Source organism: Bifidobacterium sp. LH_730 (assembly GCF_056355835.1).
The window spans coordinates 140338-156754 of the sequence record NZ_JBKETB010000003.1; the positions used below are offsets into that span (position 1 = coordinate 140338).

The 16417-nt window shown below is 64.5% G+C and carries 14 protein-coding genes; 5 read left to right on the top strand and 9 right to left on the bottom strand.

What is annotated here, in order from left to right:
• The first annotated feature begins 13 nt into the window (after positions 1 to 13).
• On the top strand, positions 14 to 1078 hold the full coding sequence (locus tag AC1AUD_RS05685) for a hypothetical protein (protein ID WP_476572930.1): 1065 nt from the start codon (positions 14 to 16) through the stop codon (positions 1076 to 1078).
• 330 nt (positions 1079 to 1408) lie between these two features.
• Here the strand turns inward: AC1AUD_RS05685 and AC1AUD_RS05690 are convergent, their stop codons facing one another.
• Positions 1409 to 2155 carry a carboxymuconolactone decarboxylase family protein gene (locus AC1AUD_RS05690; RefSeq protein WP_476572932.1) on the bottom strand — a complete coding sequence of 249 codons (747 nt, stop codon included), beginning with the start codon at positions 2153 to 2155 and terminating at the stop codon, positions 1409 to 1411.
• A gap of 224 nt (positions 2156 to 2379) precedes the next feature.
• The gene (locus AC1AUD_RS05695) at positions 2380 to 3435 is read right to left on the bottom strand and encodes a zinc-binding dehydrogenase (RefSeq protein WP_476572934.1); all 1056 of its coding nucleotides are present in this window, start codon (positions 3433 to 3435) and stop codon (positions 2380 to 2382) included.
• 218 nt (positions 3436 to 3653) lie between these two features.
• Here AC1AUD_RS05695 and AC1AUD_RS05700 point away from each other — a divergent pair, with 218 nt between their 5' ends.
• From AC1AUD_RS05700 to AC1AUD_RS05710, 3 genes are all read left to right on the top strand, one after another.
• Complete coding sequence (locus AC1AUD_RS05700; protein ID WP_476572936.1) at positions 3654 to 5525, top strand: bifunctional ADP-dependent NAD(P)H-hydrate dehydratase/NAD(P)H-hydrate epimerase; 1872 nt, start codon at positions 3654 to 3656, stop codon at positions 5523 to 5525.
• A gap of 45 nt (positions 5526 to 5570) precedes the next feature.
• Positions 5571 to 6197 carry an HAD family hydrolase gene (locus AC1AUD_RS05705; protein WP_476572938.1) on the top strand — a complete coding sequence of 209 codons (627 nt, stop codon included), beginning with the start codon at positions 5571 to 5573 and terminating at the stop codon, positions 6195 to 6197.
• Between the two features lie 92 nt (positions 6198 to 6289).
• Positions 6290 to 7213: a LysR family transcriptional regulator gene (locus tag AC1AUD_RS05710; RefSeq protein WP_476572940.1), complete on the top strand. Its 924-nt coding sequence runs from the start codon at positions 6290 to 6292 to the stop codon at positions 7211 to 7213.
• Positions 7214 to 7398: 185 nt separating this feature from the next.
• Here the strand turns inward: AC1AUD_RS05710 and pyrE are convergent, their stop codons facing one another.
• The 7 genes from pyrE to pyrB form a co-directional block, all read right to left on the bottom strand.
• Positions 7399 to 8097, bottom strand: coding sequence for an orotate phosphoribosyltransferase (gene pyrE, locus AC1AUD_RS05715; protein ID WP_476572942.1), 699 nt, complete (start codon positions 8095 to 8097; stop codon positions 7399 to 7401).
• 28 nt (positions 8098 to 8125) lie between these two features.
• Positions 8126 to 9073 carry a dihydroorotate dehydrogenase gene (locus AC1AUD_RS05720; protein ID WP_476572944.1) on the bottom strand — a complete coding sequence of 316 codons (948 nt, stop codon included), beginning with the start codon at positions 9071 to 9073 and terminating at the stop codon, positions 8126 to 8128.
• Between the two features lies 1 nt (position 9074).
• On the bottom strand, positions 9075 to 9884 hold the full coding sequence (locus tag AC1AUD_RS05725; RefSeq protein ID WP_476572946.1) for a dihydroorotate dehydrogenase electron transfer subunit: 810 nt from the start codon (positions 9882 to 9884) through the stop codon (positions 9075 to 9077).
• A gap of 32 nt (positions 9885 to 9916) precedes the next feature.
• Positions 9917 to 10903, bottom strand: a complete 987-nt coding sequence (gene pyrF / locus AC1AUD_RS05730) for an orotidine-5'-phosphate decarboxylase (protein WP_476572948.1) — start codon at positions 10901 to 10903, stop codon at positions 9917 to 9919.
• A gap of 63 nt (positions 10904 to 10966) precedes the next feature.
• Positions 10967 to 12445 (bottom strand): dihydroorotase, encoded by a 1479-nt coding sequence (locus tag AC1AUD_RS05735; RefSeq protein WP_476572950.1) that lies wholly within the window; start codon positions 12443 to 12445, stop codon positions 10967 to 10969.
• Positions 12442 to 12861, bottom strand: coding sequence for an aspartate carbamoyltransferase regulatory subunit (locus tag AC1AUD_RS05740; RefSeq protein ID WP_476572952.1), 420 nt, complete (start codon positions 12859 to 12861; stop codon positions 12442 to 12444). The genes AC1AUD_RS05735 and AC1AUD_RS05740 overlap by 4 nt, the downstream gene beginning before the upstream one ends.
• A 3-nt stretch (positions 12862 to 12864) precedes the next feature.
• Positions 12865 to 13902, bottom strand: coding sequence for an aspartate carbamoyltransferase (gene pyrB / locus AC1AUD_RS05745; RefSeq protein ID WP_476572954.1), 1038 nt, complete (start codon positions 13900 to 13902; stop codon positions 12865 to 12867).
• Between the two features lie 154 nt (positions 13903 to 14056).
• Between pyrB and AC1AUD_RS05750 the strand changes: the two genes are divergently transcribed.
• Positions 14057 to 16264 (top strand): cation:proton antiporter, encoded by a 2208-nt coding sequence (locus AC1AUD_RS05750; RefSeq protein WP_476572956.1) that lies wholly within the window; start codon positions 14057 to 14059, stop codon positions 16262 to 16264.
• The last annotated feature ends 153 nt before the right edge of the window (positions 16265 to 16417 follow it).

The window sequence follows — 16417 nt, forward strand, 5'->3', positions numbered from 1 at the left end:
ATCCTTTGCCTACGTGACCACGTTCGCCGGCCGCCGGTTCTCGGTCAAGAGCGGCGGCAGACGCGAAAAACCAAAGGAACACTATAGCAAAGGCGAGCGCCACCTCGAACGAGGCGCCAATCGCTCGGCCGCGCAAGCAGTTATCCACAAAGGTCCGATGGGCTTGCGTCCGGCAACCCGACCCCTCTACCGTGGCAATAATCAATGGGCCGGGCAAGGAGGACGGAATATGGAACAGCACGGATACCTGGGTTTCTTCACCTTGGACGAAGCGCGCGAACGAGCGGCATCCATGCATGAACGTTGCCGCGAAGCTGGGATGCGCACGCGCAACACACTGAGCTTCAGCCACGGCACGCGTCTTGAGCTCGGCGGAATAACGGCTCGTCTCAACTACAACCATCGCTATGACGAGAACATGCTTCACGCCACGGTTGACAGTAAAGGCCGACTCACGCAGCTGGCCGGAGTCAAACACCACTATTGCGCTAGCACCATGGAACGGACCATGCTCGACGATCTTATCGGCGTAGTCAGCGTTGAGCATGCTCTGTGCCAGATCGCCCAATATGTCGATGACGAGAGCATGGTGGTGGCGCTTGACTGGGCCACATGCCGTAACAAAGCGCTTCGGCTGAGTTCCAAGGAACGTCTGCTCGCATATGCCGACGAGCTAGGGAGGTTCCAAGGTTGTGCTCGTTTTCGCCGGGCGCTGGAACTATGCAGAGAAAACACCGACTCGCCGCAAGAGACTCTACTGCGTTTGGAATCCCAGCGCAGAGGTCTACCGGAGCTCGCAGTCAACCTGCCGATCGCGCTGCCTCTAAGCGGCCGGGTAGTTCACGTCGACATGGCCTACCCGGAGGACCATGTCATCCTCGAATACGACGGCCGCTACCACTACGACATGAGCCGCTGGGAAGCAGACATCGAAAAGCGCAACAACCTCGACTACGCGGGCTGGCGGACGTTCCCCGCCACACGTCTGACATTCGCCACCAAACGAAATCTCGACGAGTACTTCACCATCGTCGGATCAGCCATTGCCGAATATCGCAATAACGGTCGTTTCCTATGACTCGAGGTCAAACAGTTGGCGGATTGGGCGAACAGTTGGCGGCCTATCCTAGGTATGACGCCTCGAAACCATTGATTTTTGACAGTGGTTTCGCGATAAGGCCGCCAACTGTTCGCCCAATCCGCCAACTGTTCATGTGGGAGCCGTTTTCGCATTGGCGCTTGGCTCCCGAGGGGCCATGCTTAATCCGTTGATTGTCTCACAGAGCTCGTTACTCACGCCGTATGGGTGCAATACACATGTAATACAGGGCGGTCCATGATGTCTGCGGCGCGTGATGCTCGGCGTAAAGCCGTCAATGGCACACCGGTTCCTCGCGTTTTCGAATAATCAGGCCGCGGCCTTGTCGATGCAGTTGAGCGCGTTGAGCGTGCGCGGATAGCCGATGTAGGGCATGGCCTGGGAGATGACGGCGATGAGGAATGTCTTGTCATTGCCCACATGCATGTTCGCCTTGGCGTGGCTGGTCAGCTGTGGCTCGCAGCCGCCCTGCGCCGCGATGTAGCACAGCGTGACCATCTCGCGCTCGCGGCCGTTGAGCCCCTTGCGCGTGTAATAGTCGCCGAAGCAGTTGCCGACGAGCCACCGGTGGATATGCCGGGTCTCCTCCGGGCCGGCGTCGGCGAAGCCGCGCATGTGCTCGCCGATCAGCTCGATCTGCTTGCGCTCGCCCTCCGCCATGCGCGTGTCGGCGGTGACGGTCGCCTGCGGCTCGAGCGGCAGAGCGACGTCACGGTCGGCCAGCACCTCGTTGGTTGCCTTGAGGAAAGGCAGCACACGCCCGAAGCCCAGATAGGCCGTGGCCTGGTAGACGATTTCCTTGGCCTCGACCGGTGTGATGCCCGCGTCAAGCGCGGCCGGCAGCATCGTGCGGTAGGCATCGATGCCCTGGCAGCCGATCAGGGTCGCGAGCACGACCATCGAGCGGATGCGCTCGTCCATGTCCGGATGATTCGCGGCGGGCTCATGCACGACCTCGTCGTAGGCGAAGCGCGAGAAAAGCTCGACGAATTCGGGGTCGGTCTCGCCCAGGGGACGGGCGGGATCGGAGAACAGGGAGCGAAGACTGACGGACATGAATGATCTCGTTTCTGGAAATTGAGGAATATGAGGATTGAGGAGCGGACGGGAGGGAATCATTGTGCGGAGGGCCGGCGGATCGGTCTTAGACACATAGACACGGTCCGCCCAGCTTGGTGCATGCTGAACCACGACGCACGGCTGCTCCGGTTCATGCCACCCGCGCGTCGGGCGCATGACATGAACCGAAGTGAGCGCGGATTCACGTCGGCGAGCCGGCGTCAGGCCACGTCGCTTATGCGCAGCAGGGACTTGATCGTGCGGCGCTGGTCCATCGCATCGTATGCGGCCTGGATGTCGTCAAGCGTGAACTCGCTGGTGAACACGCGACCGGGGTGGATCTCGCCGGCCAGCACACGGTCGAGCAGATGGTCGACCGCCGTGTCGTAATGACGCACGGGAGCCGGGCCGCCGCGCAGGCCGACATTGCGATAGAACAGGCCGGGGATGTCGGCCTCGACGCCGTGGGGCAAGCCGACGCGTCCGACGATGGCGCCGGCGCGCGCCACCTTCATGGCCGTGTCATTGGACTGGGCCGAGCCGACGCATTCGAGCACCGCGTCCGCGCCATAGCCGCCGGTCATATCGAGCACGCGGGCGACCGCCTCGTCGCCGCGCTCGGCCACGATGTCGGTGGCGCCGAACTCGCTGGCCAAGGCGGCCCGGTCCTCATGCCGGCTCATCGCGATGATGCGTTCGGCGCCGCGCAGCTTCGCGCTCAGCACGCCGCACAGGCCGACCGCGCCGTCGCCGAACACGACGGCCGTGTCGCCGGGCTTGACTTCGGCGGAGGCCGCGGCATGGTATCCGGTCGGCATCACATCGGACAGGGCCAGCAGATCGGCGAGCATCTCGTCGGAGAACGACGCGGCGTCGCCGGACACGACGACCAATGTGCCGTCGGCCTCGGGCACGCGCAGGTATTCGGCCTGGCAGCCCATGCCTTCCGCGGAGCCGAAGTAGCCGCCGTGGGGGCAGCTGGATTCGAAGCCGGCCTTGCACACCGGGCACACGCCGCAGGAATATGGGAAGGGCACGACGACGAAATCGCCGGGCTTGGCGCCCGTCACCGATGCGCCGGTCTCTTCGACGACGCCGATGGCCTCATGGCCGGTCTGCGTGTCCGCGTCGCGCCCGTCGCGGAAGAACCACAGATCGGAGCCGCACACGCATGCGCGCACGACGCGGACGATCGCATCGCCGGCTTCCTCGATTTCGGGGCGGGGACGTTCCTCGCAGGCCATGGTCTTGATGTCCTTATAGATCGCGGCTTTCATTCCGATCCTTTCATAGGTGCCGTCTTGCTACTGGTAACGCTAGAAAGTCCGCCGGCGCAAGTCAAATGCGCATGCCGTCGGCGTATCCATACGCCGCAGGCATGAAGATGCGCGAGGTAGTCGCGCATGGACATGAGCCGCGCCGCGTTCACGCTCGACGCAACGGCCTTGCCGCGGGTAGAGTGAAGGAAACGTCAGCCATCCGGAAAGGGGTTGCCATGCACGCCGAGCGCACGGGGGAACGTCGGGATCTACTGCTGCATGCCGCGTGGAGGGCGGCGGATGTCAGGGCGATGGAACGTCCGTTGCTGCAACGCGGCGTGCCGTTGATGCGCATGGCCGCCGAAGCTGCGGCGCATGTCGCCGCGCAGATGCTGGACGACGAGGGGATCGATCTCGACGAGGCCTCGGTGGTGCTGCTCGCCGGCGGCGGGGACAATGGCGGCGACGGACTGTATGCGGCCGCCGCTTTGGCGGAGGAAGGCGCGCGCGTGACCTGCGTGGCCGTCGGCCGCACGCTGCATGCCGAGGCCTTCGCGGCGTTCGTTCGCACAGGCGGCAAGGTGCTGGTGCTTGACCCGGCGGGTGATATCCCCGGCTGCCCGTCCGGCTTCTCCGCGGGCGAGGCGGGCAAGCGACTGGGGGCCGCGGTCGAGCTGGCCCGTTCCGCCGATCTGCTGATCGACGCGATGACCGGCATCGGGCTTGACGGCGCGCTGCGCGGTCTGCCAGGCACGGTCGCGTCCCTGCTCGGACTGCGCCCCGACGAGGACGGGCATATGGCTCTTCCCGATGCGCCGGCTCTGCCGGATCGCGAACCGGCCGGCGGACTGCCGTTGGTGATGGCGATCGACACGCCCTCCGGCATCGGCGTCGACGACGGCACGCTGCCCGGCCCGGTGATCCCGGCCGATGTGACCGTGACCTTTGGCGCGATGAAACCGTGCGCGATGCTGCCGCCGGCCACCTTCGCGTGCGGGCGCCTGGTGCTGGTGGACTTCGATTTCGATCTGACCGCCGCCGCTCCCGCCGCGCTCGCCGTCGACGACGCGACCGCCGCGGACGTGGTGCGGCTGCCCCATGCGGACGATTCCAAGTATTCGCGCGGCGTGGTCGGATTGATCACCGGTTCGGCGCGCTATCCCGGGGCGGCTGTGCTCACCGTCACGGCCGCGGCGCGTTCGAATGCCGGCATGGTGCGTTATCTCGGCCCCGAACGCGCGCAGGACATGGTGCTCGCCGCCTTGCCCGAGGCGGTTATGGGCAAGGGGCATGTGCAGGCATGGGTGGTCGGCTCCGGCGTGCCCGATGCGGCGGGCGACCCCGAGGAGCGGGATGCGCAGCGTGCGACCATCGCCCGTCTGCTGGCCCATTATTCGTTGGACGATGCCGACGAGCTGGACGAAGACCCCTACGATATGCCGCCGATCGTCGTGGACGCCGGCGCGCTCGACCTGCTGCCGGATCATGTGCCGCCGCAGGTGGTGCTTACGCCGCATGCCGGGGAGCTGGCGCGTCTGGTCGAGCGCATCGGCGTCGAGACGGCCGGTTCCGCCGCGCATGCCTCGCATGACGCGCCGGTCCGATCCGAATCGGTCGCAGCGGATGACGTTCTCGACGAGCCGCTGCGATACGCGCGGTTCGCGGCCGACGCCACTGGCGCGACGGTGCTGCTCAAAGGCGCCGCCACCCTGATTGTCACGCCCAATGACGCCGCCCAACCCGCAGGCGATGACGATGATGCTCGTCCGGCGCCGGCTCCTGTGCTGGTGTGCGGCAAGGCTCCGGCATGGCTGGCCACGGCTGGCGCGGGCGATGTGCTGGCCGGCGCGCTCGGTGCGCTGCTGGCCCAGAACGCCGACGACATGGATGAATTCGAGTCCTCGGCCATCGCACGCATCGCCGCTTCCGGCGCGCTGCTGCATGGCTCAGCCGCCGCGTTGGCCTCCCAATCCGACCAGCGGGGATGGGATGCGCCGCGTCTTTTCGGGCAGCCCGTCCAGCGGCGGATCCCCTCGTCGGGACATCCCATCGTCGCCTCCGATGTGATCCGCGCGATTCCCGAGGCGATCGCCGACCTCATATCCTGATATCCTCGGCATCGACGCAAACACACCCAAACCCAAGGGGGAACCATGGCCGACGGCTCCATCAGCGACGTGATCTTCGACTTCTGCGGGGTGCTGCTCGACTGGCAGACGCGCGCCTGCCTCGAAGGCCACTTCGACCCCGCGCTGGTGGACCGGATCTGCGCCGACGACGACCCCTGCGGCTTCTTCCGTTACGAGGACCGGATGGACGCCGGCGAGGATCTCAAGGACATCCTGCCCGACATCCGACGCGAGCAGGGCGAGGAGCTGGCGGGAATCTTCGAATATTACATCGCGCATTACGACGACGCGTTGCCCCGCGTCATGCCGGGCATGGACGCGCTGGTGCGCGACCTCAGGTCGGCCGGCTACGGCGTGTGGGGACTGACCAACTGGTCGCATGAGACCATCCGCCTCGCCTTCGAGAAGTTCCCGCTGCTCGGCGAGCTGAACGACACCGTCGTTTCCGGAATCGAGAAGATGCACAAACCGAATGCGGACATCTTCGAGCTGGCGCTCACCCGCTTCGGGCTCAAGCCCGGAAGCTGCGTCTTCATCGACGACACGGCGAAGAACGTCGCGGGCGCCGAGGCCGTCGGTATCCATGGCATCCATTTCCAGGACTCGGCGCAGGTGCGTGCGGACCTGACGGCGCTCGGTATCGTCTGCTGACGGCATGGTACCTTCCCGATACATGCTCCTACGAACCGCATCGTGGATATAACCCGACATTGCGTAACTGCCCGAGAGTATAAACGGGTCTTATGACCCTGCTCCAACTCAAATACATCGTCAAAATCGTCGAATGCGGCTCGATGAACGAGGCCTCGCGCGAGCTCTATGTCTCGCAGCCGGCCCTGAGCTCCTCGGTCAAGGAGCTCGAGAAGGAGCTCGGCATCGAGATCTTCACCCGCTCCTCGCAAGGCATCGCCCTGACCGTGGACGGCGCGGAATTCCTCACCTACGCCCGGCAGGTGCTCGACCAGGCCTCGCTGCTCGAGGAGCGATACAAGAACGCCAAGCCGCGCAAGCAGCTATGCACCGTTTCCACGCAGCACTATATGTTCGCGGTCGAGGCCTTCGTGGAGATGATCAACTCGATCCGTTCCGATGAATACGAGTTCACGATCCGCGAGACCCGCACGCGCGACATCATCAACTCGGTCGCCAATATGCGCTCGGATGTGGGCATCCTCTACCTGTCGGATTTCAACAAGGATGTGATCGGCAAGCTGTTGCGCGAGAAGCACCTCGAGTTCCATCCGCTGTTCCGAGCGCCGCTGCATGTCTTCATCTCCCGCGACAACCCGCTGGCCATGAAGAAGGTCGTCACGATGAAGGATCTGAGGCCCTTCCCGTTCATCCAATACGAGCAGGGCGAGAGCGGCAGTTTCTACTTCGCCGAGGAGGCGGTCTGGCCCGACTACTCCCCCAAGCAGATCAACGTGACCGACCGCGCCACGATCCTGAACTTCATCATCGGGCTCAACGGCTACACGGTGTGCACCGGCATCGACAACGGCGACCTCAACAACGAGAAGATCGTCACTGTGCCGCTTGACTCAGACGAGACGATGCTCGTCGGCTGGATCTCCAACGAGCGGGCCAAGCTTTCCTCGGCGGCCGAGAACTATCTCGAGAAGCTGCGAGCCGTGCTCGTCAAGCACGGCTACGAGCTGATCGAATAACGGCCGAACGAAGCGCACATCGTAAAGAATTGTGTACTTGGACCAAGTTTTGTGTATCTCCTTTCCGAGCTATGCCCTAAGATTCCCATGTTCTCGGCGGAGTCTTTCACTCTGAGGTACACAAAACTTAGGCCAAGTACACAATTCTTCGAAAGGACGGATGCCGCTCGCCTCGTCGTGATGGCTCAGGCGCCGTATTGGGCCAGATAAGCGTCGGCGGCAGAGGCGATGGCGTCGGTGACGTAGGGAGTGCCGTCGGCGGTTTCGATGGTGCGACCGGCGGCAAAGATCTCGCACACATTCGCGATGGCGAACACCGGGAATCCGAACTCGGCTTCGACGGCCTTCACCGCGGAAAGGTCGGAGTCCTTGGTCTTCTCCATGCGGTCGACCGACAGCACCAGTCCCACGACCTCGACGTTCGCCTCGGCCTTGAGCTTGGGGATGACCTCGCGCACGGCGGTGCCGGCGGTCATCACATCGTCGACGAGCAGCACTTTCATGCCGTCCCTCAACTGCGTGCCGACCATCATGCCGCCGTCGCCGTGATCCTTCTTCTCCTTGCGGTCGAAGGTGTAGCCGATGCGCGTGCCGGCCGCGTTGAGCGCGATCGCCGTGGAAACGGCCAGCGGGATGCCTTTGTACGCCGGGCCGAACACGGTGTCGATGTCCGCGGGCAGGTTGCCGGCCTCGATCTCGGCGGCGATCTTCTCGGCATAGAACGCGCCGAGCGTGGCGATCTTCGTGCCGTCGTCGAAGGCGCCCGCATTGATGAAATACGGGGACTTGCGACCGGATTTGAGGGTGAAGTCGCCGAACTTCAGGGCTTGGGATTCCAGCAGGAAGCGGGTGAAGCGGATATCGAGCGGGGCTGCGTCGGTCATGGGTTTCCTTTCGTTGGGTGGGGGGGCTTCAGCGCCAGGTCTGGCCGGCGGCGAGCTTGGCGGCGAGTTCGGGGCGATCGTCGAGAAGGTCATCGAGTTCGCGGGCGACGCGCAGGGGCGCCACGGGGTCGAACAGCGCGGCAGCGCCGACCTCGACGGCATTCGCGCCGGCGTAAAGGTATTCAAGGGCCTTCTCGCCCGAGTCGATGCCACCGATGCCGATGATCGGGATATCGGGCAGCGCGCCTCGCACCTGCCACACGCGGGCCAGGCCGATCGGCAGCACGGCGGGGCCGGAGACGCCGCCGGTGACGTTGGCGATGACCGGCTTGCCGGTGCGGATGTCGATGCGCATGCCGACCATCGTGTTGATGAGGCTCAGGCAATCCGCGCCCCCCTCGACGGCGGCGCGCGCCGGCACGGTGATGTCGGTGACATTGGGCGTGAGCTTGACGATCATCGGCTTGTCGGTCATCGGGCGCAGCTTGTCCATCAGCCGCGACAGCGCCACCGGGTCTGCGCCGATGGACATGCCGCCGGCCTTGAGGTTGGGGCAGCTCACGTTGATCTCAAGCATGTCGGCCGGCGAATCGGCGAGTTTGGCGACGACCTCGATGAAGTCCTCGTCGCAATGCCCTGCCACATTGGATATGACGGTGGCGCCGGCGGCCTTGAGCTTGGGCAGGTCGTCGACTAGATAATGGTCGACGCCCGGATTCTGCAAGCCGACGGCATTGATATTCGAGGCCGGTCCCTCCGCGGTGCGCGGGCTGGGATTGCCTTCCCACGGCACCGGCGAGACGCCCTTCGTGGACACGGCGCCAAGCTGGGAAACGTCATAGAACCAGCGGACGGCGGCATATTGGAAGGTGCCGGAGGCGGTGCCGACCGGGTTCTTCCACGACACGCCGGCGACGATGGTCGGGTGCTTCCATTCGTGGGCTTCGTAAAGGTTCATCGAGTTCTTGTCACTCATATCACTGCCATCCCAACTGTTCGCGCGTGAACACCGGTCCGTCGGAGCAAACCTTGAGCCGGCCTTCGACCGTGTCGATCGTGCAGAGCACGCAGGTGCCGTAGCCGCAGCCCATGCGCTGCTCCATGCTCAGCTGGCAGGGGATGTCGCGCGCGGCCGCCCACGAGGCGACGGCCTTCATCATCGGCAGCGGCCCGCAGGCGATGATCACCGGATCAAGCCCATCCCGGACGAGTCCGCCCTCGGCCTCCAATTGGTCGAGCAGGGTCACGACATTGCCGTGCTCGTTGTCGATGCTCATCGTGCGATCGGCGAAATTCGAGACATACTGGTCGGCGAAACGCTCGTTGCGATAGCCGAACAGTGCGGTGCAACGGGATTCCAGACCGGCCTGGAGCGTCTGCGCGGTGTAGATCAGCGGAGGCACGCCGAGTCCGCCGGCGACCAGCAGGTAATGCGCCTTGCGCTTGATGTCGAAGCCGCGGCCGAGGGGCCCGAGCAGATCGATGCTCTCCCCCGGCTTCATGTCGGCGAATTCGGCGGTGCCCTTGCCGACAATCGCGTACATGACGCTGACTTCGTCGCCATGCACCTCGCCGACGCCGAGGGGGCGCGGCATGGGCTTCATCGGGTCATGCGGAAACAGGTCGACGAACTGCGAGGGCTTGGCGTGCTTGGCGACATAGGGGTCGCGGAAGGTCATGCGCATCACGCCCGGCGCGATGCGCTCGTTGGCGATGATTTCGGCCGGATGCCGCGGCGGGAAGAATCCGGCTTGGCTGGCCTGTTGAACGATGTCGTCCGTTGCCATGGTTCTCCTTTTGATGTAGAGCGCGGCTTGGTTTACAGCACGGCCCTCAGATTATCGCGCATGGCCAACGCGGCCGCGCGCGCCGTGTCGGCGACCAGTTTGAGCGCGTCATCGGCGCTCATATCGGCGCTGTAGCGTTCGTCCTTGCGCCAGGCGCCGATGATGCCGCGCGAGGAGTTGACGATCGCGCCGGAGCCGTCGGCATCGAACATGCCGCGCACGTCGGCGGCGGTGCCGCCCTGCGCGCCATAGCCGGGCACGAGGAAGAAGGTGTGCGGCATGCGCGCGCGCAGCGCCTTCCCCTCCTCGGGATGCGTGGCGCCGACGACCGCGCCGACGCGCGAATAGCCATCCTTGCCGATGCTGCCGGAGCCCCAGCCCTCGACCAGATCGGCGACGTGCTCGTAGACCTTCTTGCCATTGGCAAGGTCGAGCATCTGCAGTTCGCTGCTCGATGGATTCGAGGTGCGCACGAGGACGAAAAGGTCCTTGTCGCTCCGTTCGGCCGCGTCGACGAAGGGCGTGATGCCGTCGGTGCCGAGATAGGGGTTGACGGTGACGGCGTCGATGTTCCACGGGTCATATGCCGCGGTGGAATCCGTCTTAGCCGAGGAACCGACGTTGGCATCGACGCCGGAAAGCATATGCGCGTAGGCGGCCGCGGTCGAGCCGATGTCGCCGCGCTTGACGTCGGCGAGCACGTAGAGCCCCTGCTGCCTGGCATATTCGCAGGTCATCGCGTAGACGTCGATGCCGGCCGGTCCCAGCGCCTCGTACATGGCGATCTGCGGTTTGACGGCGGGCACGATGTCGGCCACCGCGTCGATGATCGTGCGGTTGAATTCGAAATAGGCGACGGCCAGCTGGGCGGCGGGAATCTCCGCCGGGTCCTCCACGCTGTCGCGCACCTCCTCGGCGAAGGATGCGACGACCTGCGGCGGTACCAGGGCCTCGGTCGGGTCGAGTCCGACGACGCTGGGGTTCTGGGTCGCGTTGATGGCGGCGATGAGTCGATCCATGGTTGCTCCTTGTCGTTTGCCGGGGCGTCGTTCCAGCGTGCCCCGTTGGCGTCGATGTGACGGTCAGATGCGGGTGAAGGTCAGTCGGCCGTCGAGGATCGTGGCCAAGGGGCGACCGGTGACCTGCCATCCGCCGAAGGGCGTGTTGCGGGCCGCCGAATGGAAGCGCTCCGGGTCCACGGTCCATTGGGCCGCCGTGTCAAGCACGACGAGGTCGATGCCCTTCGCGTCGTCGCCGTCGATCCGGTCCAGATCAAGCAGACGATTCACGCCGGTCGGATGGCCGGTGGCATCCGCGGCATCGTCGCCAGTGGGCGCCGGCTCGGCATACGCCTCGACCAACGCGGCGACGTCGGTGGGCTCGTGGCCCATGAGGCGTGCCGGGGCGAGGGACATGAGCTCGATCAGGCGTTCGTCGCTGATATGCCCGCCGTCGACAAGCACCTTGTGACACACGCCGTAAGCGCATTCCAGGCCGATGATGCCGTTGGGCGCCTCGAGGAAGCCCAGTTCCTTCTCGGCCAGCGTGTGGGGCGCGTGATCGGTGGCCAGCAGGTCCACGGTGCCGTCGGCGATGGCCTCGACGGTGGCGCGGCGGTCGGCCTCGCTGCGCAGGGGCGGGTTCATCTTGGCCAGCGTGCCGTATTCAAGCAGCGCCTCGTCGCACAGCGCCAGATAGTGCGGAGCGGTTTCGCAGGTGATCGGCAGTCCCTCGGCCTTGGCACGGCGGATCGCGTCGAAGGAGATCGCGGTCGAGACATGCTGGAAGTGCACATGCACGCCTGTGCGGCGCGCGGCCTCGATGTCACGCTCGACGATCTTCAGTTCCGTGTCCTCGGGGATGCCGGGCACGCCGAGTTTGCGCGAGACCGGGCCGTCGTTGACGGCACCGGTGTCATGGTGCTCGCAATGCTCGATGAGGTAGAGTCCGGCTTCCTTCACATTCGCCAGCACCTGGTCGAGGATTGCCTCGGGCACGGCCGCGCCGTCGTCGGAGACCGCGGTGACCGGATGCACGAGCTGGGCGTCATCCTTGGCCGTATCGTCCAAGCCGGGGATATGGCGTCGCCACTTGGCGACGTCGCTGGCCTCGTGCCCCGCGCGGTCCTTGGAGGCGCACACGCACAGGTCGTATTTAACCGGCAGGCTCACGCCGTGCACGGCCTCGTAATGCTGCAGATAATCGATGACATCGTCACATCCCGCCTCCAGCACCTCGCGCGCACCGGTGGCGTCAGGGTCAGTCACAGGCTCGCCGTCCATGGCCGGCAGCGTGTTCGGCATGACCAGCACATGCGTGTATCCGCCCGATGCCGCGGCCGCGCAGCCGGAGACCATCGACTCCTTGTAGGTCTGGCCCGGGTCGCGGTAGTGAACATGCGGGTCCTCGAAACCGGGGGCGAGGGTGAGCCCGGTGGCGTCGATGGAACCGTCGGCGCCGCGGGCGTAAGCTCCTTCCTCACTCAGAATGACGGCATCGTCGGGAACCTTGAGGTCGATGATTTCGTCAGTGTTCCAGACGCGGATGTTGCGCAGAATCACAGCCGCGCCTCCTCATCGCAGTAATCGCAACGGTATTCCTGGCGCTCGGTGTGGGCGAGGTGGAACATCTGCTTGATGCCGCGCTCGGTGGTGGTCACGCAGCGCGGGTTGCGGCATTTGATGACGTCGACGATATGCTCGGGCAACCGGGGGCGGCGCTTCTCGACGATCGTGCCGTCACGCACGATGCCGACGGTGGCGGTGCGGGCGACCAGCCCCAGCACGTCGAGGTTCACGTCGACCGCGTCCTCGATCTTGATGATGTCCTTCGATCCCAGGGTCGGGCTCGTCGCGTTCATGATGAGCGCGAGTTTGGTCTTCGCCGGGTCGATATGCAGGTATTCGAGCACCTTGAGCGCGGTGCCGGCCGGCACATGGTCGATGATGATGCCGTTGCGGACGGAAGTGACCTCCATGCCTCACGCCTCCTTGATTGCGTTGTCGTTCGTGCCGGACTCGTATCCGGGCAGCGGATCGCCGAGCACGGCGCTGATCAGCGACATGCGCATCAGCATGCCGCGCTTGGTCTGCTCGAAATACGCGGCGCGCGGATCGTCGTCGACCTCGACGGCGATCTCGTTGACGCGCGGCAGCGGGTGGAGCACGGCCATATCCGGCTTGGCGGCGGCCAGCTTCGCCTCGTCGAGGATGTAGGTGTCGCGCAGGCGCAGGTAGTCGTCCTCGTTGAAGAAGCGTTCCTTCTGCACTCGCGTCATATAGAGCACGTCGAGCTCGCCGATCACCGAAGCCAGATCACGTACCTCGCGGTACGAGCACGAGGGCGTCGCCTTGATGCGGTCGATCACATACTGCGGCGTCTTGAGCTCGTCGGGGCTGATGAGCACGAATTCGACGTCGCCGAAGCGGCACAGCGTCTCGATCAGCGAGTGCACGGTGCGTCCGAAGGTCAGATCGCCGCACAGGCCGACGGTCAGATGGGTGATGCGTCCGAAACGCGCTTGGATGGTCGACAGATCGGCCAGCGTCTGCGTGGGGTGCATATGCCCGCCGTCGCCGGCGTTGATCACCGGGATCGAGGCGGCGTGTGAGGCGACGAGCGCCGCGCCCTCCTTGGGATGACGCATCGCCACGACGTCGACGTAATTCGACACGACCTTCAGGGTGTCGGCGATGGACTCGCCCTTGGTGGCCGAGCTCAGTTGCGCGCCCGCGAAGCCGATGACCTTGCCGCCGAGGCGCAGCATGGCCGTCTCGAAGCTCAGCCTCGTGCGGGTGGAGGGTTCGTAGAATAGCGTCGCCAGCACGCGTCCGTCGCATGCGTGGGCGACCTCACGTCGATGGGAATCGATGTAATCCGCACGACGCAGCAGTTCTCGAATCTGTCCGGTCGTCAGGTCGTCAAGTGTGACGACGCTGCGCCCGACGAAGGAGGCATTGGAGACGGTGCCGTCGTTGGCGAGGATGTTCTCTTCAGCAGACAAGGGCTCACCTTTCATGGGGTTCAGGTGGCCACCGTGAGTGACCTAATCAAATATACGAAGCTCAGCCGACACCGACACGACGCGCGTCTTCACATATCGGTGATGGGGAATGGATACCATATTGCATTGGTTTTCGTCCCATATTCCGGAATAGAGAGAAGGCAACGGCATGGATGTCCTTGTGCTCGCATTATTGGTGTTGATCGCGGTGCTCGTGTCATCCGTTCTGAGCCAGTTCCTGCCCAAGATCTCGACGCCACTGGTGCAGATCGCGCTCGGCGTGGTCTGGTATTTCACGCCGTTCCTGCCGAATATCCAGCTCAACCCCGAGCTGTTCATGACCTTGTTCATCGCGCCTCTGTTCTATATGGAGTCGCGCAATATGAACCGCGCCGTGCTGGCGCGCGACGTGAAGCTGTCGATGTCGCTGGCCGTGGGACTGGTCATGGTCTCGATGTTCCTCTCCGGCTTCGCTCTGCACGCGTTGTGGCCCGCGGTGACGCTGGTCATCGCCTTCGCCGTGGGCGCTGTGCTCTCGCCCACCGACGCGGTGTCGGTCGCCCAGCTCGGCGAGCAGGTGGATCTGACCGAGCGCCAGCGTTCGATCCTGCAATCCGAAAGCCTGCTCAACGACCCGGTGTCCATCGTCGGCTTCCAGACGGCTCTGCTGGCCGTCGCCTCGGGCGAGTTCTCCCCCGTCGATTTCACGGGCGGCGTGCTGTTCAACTTCGTGATGGGATCGCTGATCGGCGCGCTGATCGGCTGGCTGTTCGACAAGCTCGTCTTCCTGATGCGCAGGCATGGGCTCGAGAACACGACCACGCGCATCATGATGGAGATCTTCCTGCCGTTCGGCGCCTACGTGGTCGCCGAGCATTTCGAGGTCTCCGGCCTGCTTGCCGTCGTCGCGGCGGGCCTGGTCATCACGTTCCCGAACAAGGGCGTGGGCGGCGACATCGCTCGCACCAACCTCGTGTCGAACTCGGTGTGGGAATTCCTTGACTTCACGCTCAACGGCTCCGTGTTCGTGCTGCTGGGCATCGAGCTGCCGATCGCGATGATGGACAGCTACAACCATCATCAGGTGTCGATCTGGCTGTTGGTGGGCGCGGTCGCGATGCTCACGGCGCTGATGATGCTGCTGCGCTTCATCTGGTGCTGGCTGATGCTCAAATACACCCGCGACGAGAAGACCCACGAGCGTCGTCAGATGACGCGCCAGCGGTGGCATTCGGTGTGGGTGATGACCTTCGGTGGGCCGAAGGGCGCGATTTCGCTGGCCATGGCGCTGACGATCCCCTATTCGATCGACGAGGCGTCGGGACTGCCGATCCGTTCCTCGCTGCTGTTCATCGTCTCCGGCTTCATCATCATCTCCCTGTTGATGACCAATATCGCGCTGCCGCTGCTTTCCCCCAAATCGGAGGCGTCGACCGGCGCCGAGTTCGCGGCGCGTAATGTGGAGATGCTGCGGCGCACGATTACGAAGATCTCCGAACTGGACAATCCGGCGAACCATGCCGCCGTGGGTGCCGTGCTCCATTCCTATAACGATCGCATCGAGCGCCAGCGTCGTGCGGTGCCGGAAAACGAGTTGCGCGAACGCCATGAGCTGCGCTTGCTCACACTTGACTGGGAGCGCGAGTGGCTGATTCGGCATCTTCAGGAACTTGAGGATCGGCAGTCGTCCGGAGAGGGCTTGACGGCAGCCGCCAATGCAATCACTGGAGTCAGGACCAGCGTCAAAACGTCAGCTACGGATGGCGGCGCCGTCTCCTCGCCGAGCGCGAAGAACACGAAGGAATGGCCAATCGCAGGTCTTGGCCGGGGCATGTCCGACGCCGATTCCCTGCAAGGGCAGATCGATGCGACGAAGGCGATACTCGAACATGTGGAAGGCGCGTTGGACAAGCTCGACGCCGAGGAAAGCCGTGGGCATGGCCTGCGGTTCCGCTGGGCCAGCATCCGCCGCCGTTTCATGCCGACGGTGCGCCGCGCTTGGTCGGGCATCGCGCATCGCACTCCCCTGCTTGAGTCGAATCGTTCGGATGCGATGCGCCGCGTGCAGGTGCCGCTCTACACGGAGATGATCGCACGACTCAACAAGGAGATGCAGCGCGACGAGTTCAACGCGGAGACCGTTTCCGGGCTGATGGTCGAATACCGCGCCGCGCTGCGCATGATGCGCGCCAAGGTGGGTGTGCTGCTCACGCCGCGCGACCACACGAACCAAAGCGTGCAGGAGGTGCGCATGGAGGCGCTGCGCATCGAGCTCGCCACCGTGCGCGAGATGTTCGACGCCCACGAGATCACCAAGGACGACGCCCGCATCATGCGCTCCAACGTCTACGTCATCCAGGCTGACGCGGTCATGTAAAGGAAGCCCGGTGGGCTTCCGAATGACCGCGTGCCGAGAGACGGCAGTCTCGAGGCCAGATTGAGGCTGCCGAAGGCAGTCCATAATTGCAGGACCGCGGTCATGTGACCGGCCGCAATTCCTACGGAATTGCACAAGCCGGTCACGCGAGGA

What these genes read in the sequence shown, in the direction of transcription:
- AC1AUD_RS05720 (WP_476572944.1), bottom strand. Translation starts at nt 9,073, where the DNA reads ATGAGTGACAAGAACTCGATGAACCTTTACGAAGCCCACGAATGGAAG.
- AC1AUD_RS05710 (WP_476572940.1), top strand. Translation starts at nt 6,290, where the DNA reads ATGACCCTGCTCCAACTCAAATACATCGTCAAAATCGTCGAATGCGGC.
- pyrB (WP_476572954.1), bottom strand. Translation starts at nt 13,902, where the DNA reads ATGAAAGGTGAGCCCTTGTCTGCTGAAGAGAACATCCTCGCCAACGAC.
- AC1AUD_RS05700 (WP_476572936.1), top strand. Translation starts at nt 3,654, where the DNA reads ATGCACGCCGAGCGCACGGGGGAACGTCGGGATCTACTGCTGCATGCC.
- AC1AUD_RS05725 (WP_476572946.1), bottom strand. Translation starts at nt 9,884, where the DNA reads ATGGCAACGGACGACATCGTTCAACAGGCCAGCCAAGCCGGATTCTTC.
- AC1AUD_RS05690 (WP_476572932.1), bottom strand. Translation starts at nt 2,155, where the DNA reads ATGTCCGTCAGTCTTCGCTCCCTGTTCTCCGATCCCGCCCGTCCCCTG.
- AC1AUD_RS05750 (WP_476572956.1), top strand. Translation starts at nt 14,057, where the DNA reads ATGGATGTCCTTGTGCTCGCATTATTGGTGTTGATCGCGGTGCTCGTG.
- AC1AUD_RS05695 (WP_476572934.1), bottom strand. Translation starts at nt 3,435, where the DNA reads ATGAAAGCCGCGATCTATAAGGACATCAAGACCATGGCCTGCGAGGAA.
- AC1AUD_RS05705 (WP_476572938.1), top strand. Translation starts at nt 5,571, where the DNA reads ATGGCCGACGGCTCCATCAGCGACGTGATCTTCGACTTCTGCGGGGTG.
- pyrF (WP_476572948.1), bottom strand. Translation starts at nt 10,903, where the DNA reads ATGGATCGACTCATCGCCGCCATCAACGCGACCCAGAACCCCAGCGTC.
- AC1AUD_RS05740 (WP_476572952.1), bottom strand. Translation starts at nt 12,861, where the DNA reads ATGGAGGTCACTTCCGTCCGCAACGGCATCATCATCGACCATGTGCCG.
- pyrE (WP_476572942.1), bottom strand. Translation starts at nt 8,097, where the DNA reads ATGACCGACGCAGCCCCGCTCGATATCCGCTTCACCCGCTTCCTGCTG.